Origin of the sequence: Aeromonas sp. ZOR0002 (assembly GCF_963866995.1) — a bacterium.
Taxonomy (GTDB): domain Bacteria; phylum Pseudomonadota; class Gammaproteobacteria; order Enterobacterales; family Aeromonadaceae; genus Aeromonas; species Aeromonas caviae.
Genome location: NZ_CAWMFQ010000276.1, coordinates 1,648 through 5,325, shown reverse-complemented (window position 1 = coordinate 5,325; position 3,678 = coordinate 1,648). Strand labels below are relative to the sequence as shown.

Sequence of the window (3,678 nt, the reverse complement as noted above, 5' to 3'; positions counted from 1 at the left end):
GGTTGCGGCTGGGGGCCTGGGGCAGCACCGCCAAGAGCGCCGCCTCGGCATGGGTCAGCTTGGCGGCGCTCTTGCCGAGATAGGCAAAACTTGCCGCCTGCACCCCCTCCAGATTGCCGCCAAACGGCGCCCGATTCAGATAGACGGTAAGCAAGGTGCGCTTGTCGTAGTGCCACTCCAGTTGCAGCGCACGGGCCATCTGGCGCAGCTTGCCGGGCACGCTCCTGTGGTAGGGCTCGATGAGGCGCGCCACCTGCATGGTGAGGGTCGAGCCCCCCGACACAGCCCGCCCGTAACGCAGCCACTGACCGATGCCGCGCACCATGGCCACCGGATTGACCCCGGGATGGTGCCAAAAGTAGCGATCCTCGTAGCCCAGCAGCGCCTCGATATAGCGGGGGGAGACCTGCTCCAGCGTCACGGGGTAGCGCCACACGCCGCTGGTATCGGCAAAGGCACGCAGCGGTCGCCCCTTCATGTCGAGCACCACCCGCGCATAGGCAGGGTCGAGCGGCGGCGGCGGGAAGAGTCGATCCAGCGCCAGCAATGACAGGAGCAGTGCTACAACGCCCAGCACCGAAAAGCGCAGCCAGCGTGGCAGGCGACCAAGCCAGCGCCAGCCAGCGTGGCCAGTGCGACCCAATTTCAGCCAGCCACGCTGCCAGAAAGTGAGCGGGCGAACCCGCTCAAGGGAGGGTTTGTTACTCAGAGATGATCACCTCGTGGATATCCTCACCCACGGCCCGGATCTCGGGTCGGTACATATCCTCCACCTGGGTCGGCGGCACCTGATAGCGACCCGGCGTCACCGCCCGCATCAGGTAGACCAGTTGCTGGTTGCTCCCGGCGCTCAGATCCAGCGCCGCCGTGTAGCGGTCATCGCGAAACTCCTGATGCTTGAGGTAGTCGTTCCATTCGATCTGCCACGCCGGTTTCCCCTCGATGGAGAGATCTTCGAGCTTGATGCTGTTGCCAAGGGCCGGGTTCTCCAGCTCGAAGCCAGCGGGCACCATCTCCACCAGCAGGGCATCGGGCACCGCCGATTCACTGCTGACGTTGAGCCGCACCACCACCAGATCCCCCACCTTCACCTTGGTCGGGTCAAAACGCTGACCGTCGCTATTGAACCAGCTGCGGGTCACGCTTATCCCCTGACTCAACCGGGTAGGAGCCTGCTCGGGGTAACCGATCAAGGTGCGCTGCACATAGAGGGATCCCTTGCCCTCGTTGGTGACGGTGCTCGCGGCCAGTGCCTCTGGGGCACCCTGCTGCAGCGGAGCCGAACCGCTCAGGGATCCACTGCCAAGAGAGGAAGTTACCTTGGCCTGCCAGTCGGCGGCCGGATCGAAGCGGGCGAGTCGCAGCAGGGCGAGCCGCTCCTGGGTGCTGAGCCACTGACGGTGAGCCAGGGTATCGGCCACCTTGGCACTGAGGGCCGGCCAGATCTCCGCAGCCAGCTTGTGCTGGCGCAGCAGGGAGAGCTCAAGGGCCTGATCGCGCAGTGGCGAACCGTAATCCCCGAGATAGTCGTCCCCACGCTCGGTCGCCAATGCCCGGCTGAGGGCCTTGGCGGCGTTCTGCTCATCCCCCATGGCCGAGAGCGCCAGCGAGAGGTGCAAGAGCGGCAAACCCGAGCGGGCGTGATCGGCCTGCTGCTCCCAGACAAGGCGCAGGGTAGCGAGCGGCGCCTTGCCCACCCGGGCCAGCACATAGGCACTGTAGGCCTGATAGGCCAGCCGGCTGTGCTCGGGAGCACTGCTCCAGCGCTCGCCATACTGGCTGTCGGTAAGATAGCTCTGCAATCGGTTCAGCGCCTGATTGAGCATCGCCTCCGGCACTGCATCGCCGGCCTCCTTGCGCGCCAGCAGGTAGTCGGCGGCATAGGCGGTGAGCCACTGCTCCTCGTCGGAGCGACCATCCCAAAGGCCAAAGCCGCCGCTTGGCAATTGCAACCGCTGCAGCCGTTGCAGCAGGGCGCGTTGCACATCCGCCTCGCTCGCCGTTTTCTTGCCCTCTGCGGGTTTGCGCCAGGCGGCCCGCTCATCGGCCGTGGTCAGTAAGTAAGGCCAGGCACGGGACAAGGTCTGCTCCAGACAGGCATAGGGGTAGTCGGCCAGCGCCTGCCACTGGGCTGCCGGATCCCAGGGGGGAGTGCCGGAGAGGCTGAGCAGCCCCTGCAGGTTGGCGGGATCCAGTCCGGCCAGCTCAGCTGGCGCAAAGCTCATCTGCTGGCCGGGAGCCAGCATCTGGTAGCGCTGGCGAGTCTCGGCCGGCCAGGGGGATCGCAGCGGCAAAGTCCAGTCGCGGCTGATGGCAAAATCCTTGCCGCTGGCAGCCAACTGCAGGCGTGCCACGCCGCTCGCCCCAGTCACGGTGAGCGGCAGGGTCAGCCACTGCTCCTCGCCATTTTTAAGGGAAAGGGTGCCGGGCAGCTCGCCGTTTGCTTTCAGCCCGCCGTTGAGGGTCCAGGCAAGGGAGAGGGTCTGATCCTCGCCGCTCATATTGCGCAGCTGCACCAGGGCCCGGGTCTCATCCCCTCTCGCGCCAAAGCGCGGCCAGCCGATCTCTGCCACCAGCGGCGCCACCACCTTGACGGTGCGCTCGGCCTCCCCGACTTGCTGTTCGTTCCAGGCCAGCGCCATCAGCGCCAGCTCGCCGTTGAAGTTGGGCAGATCGAGCGGGATCACCGCCTTGCCCTGCTCGTCAAAACTCACCTCGCCGCTCCACAGTGCGGCTATCTCGACCCGGCTCTCCAGCGCACCGCCCTTTTTCAGCGGCGCCCGGTCCCCCCCGTAGTTGAGGCGGGCCAGCTTGCCATCCTGTGGCGGGATCACTTGGCCGTAGTTGTCGAACAAATCTTGGGCGAAGCGCTTGCGACCAAAGAAGATCTCGAACGGGTCGAGGGGTTGATAATCGCTGATATTGAGCACGCCCCGATCCACCGCCGCCAGCACCACGCGGCTCTGACCGTTGGGGGTAGAGGTGGCGGTCACTTCCAGCCGGGTGAGCGGCACCGCTTTGTCCGGCGCACTCAGGGTGAGCGGCAGACGGCGCGCTTCCCGGTCCAGGGTGAGCGGCACCAGCCCGACCGAGCGCAGGCTCTGCCCCTGCTGCTTGCCAGCCGGTTTGGAGGCGCGGTCTGGCGCGGCGATCTGGGCCGAGATATGCAGGTCATGACGCTGCCACTCGGGACTGACCGGGATCTCGAACTCGCCGCGGGCATCCTTGGCATCGCCACCGGCCCCCTTGAGCTCGATACGCTGCCACCAGCGCAGGCCGTCGCCATCTTCCACCAGCAGCAACCCCTTGCCGGGGCGCGGGGCAACCAAAGTCACTTTGGCCTTGTCGCCCGCCTGATAGGCGCGTTTGTCGAGGGTGATGGCAATCTTGTCGGGCCGCGCCTGCTCCCCACCGCCGCCCCAGGCGTAACTACCTATCTCCACCCGCAGGCTCGATTGATGGCCCTGACTGTTCTCCACCTCCAACCGATACCAGCCCGCCGCCAGTTGCAGCGTGAGCGGGGTCGGCCCCTTGCCATCCAGCTGCAGGGTCTGCTCCTGCTCCAGATAGGGCTGGCTGTTGAATTCGTACTTCCACCCCTCCCCATCGGCGTAGTGCCAGTAGTAGTCGCGGTACTCGTTGATAAGGCGCACCTTCACCGCCCCCGCCACCGGCTGG

At 66.1% G+C, this 3,678-nt stretch carries 2 protein-coding genes; both read right to left on the bottom strand.

The features are described from left to right. Positions 1–649 (bottom strand): transglycosylase domain-containing protein (locus tag AACR77_RS14960; RefSeq protein WP_231563260.1); only part of this gene is annotated, 649 nt, incomplete at its 3' end. A gap of 52 nt (positions 650–701) precedes the next feature. After that, positions 702–3,678: alpha-2-macroglobulin family protein (locus AACR77_RS14955; RefSeq protein WP_331372919.1), on the bottom strand; the 2,977-nt coding region annotated here is incomplete at its 5' end.